Annotated in this window: 1 rRNA gene; it reads left to right on the top strand. The window is 51.2% G+C overall.

Annotated features, from left to right (window positions below):
* A 23S ribosomal RNA gene (locus tag BHE89_RS01165) occupies positions 1-287 on the top strand; the annotation flags it as partial.

Genomic DNA, 287 nt, shown 5'->3' with positions numbered 1-287 from the left:
AGACCGCCAGCTAAGGTCCCAAAGTCATGGTTAAGTGGGAAACGAAGTGGGAAGGCTCAGACAGCCAGGATGTTGGCTTAGAAGCAGCCATCATTTAAAGAAAGCGTAATAGCTCACTGGTCGAGTCGGCGCGCGGAAGATGTAACGGGGCTAAACCATGCACCGAAGCTGCGGCAGCGACACTTATGTGTTGTTGGGTAGGGGAGCGTTCTGTAAGCCTGCGAAGGTGTACTGTGAGGTATGCTGGAGGTATCAGAAGTGCGAATGCTGACATAAGTAACGATAAT

The sequence above is a fragment of the Shigella sp. FC1967 genome (assembly GCF_001743005.1).
Taxonomy (GTDB): domain Bacteria; phylum Pseudomonadota; class Gammaproteobacteria; order Enterobacterales; family Enterobacteriaceae; genus Proteus.
This window is presented reverse-complemented; position numbering and strand designations above follow the sequence as displayed.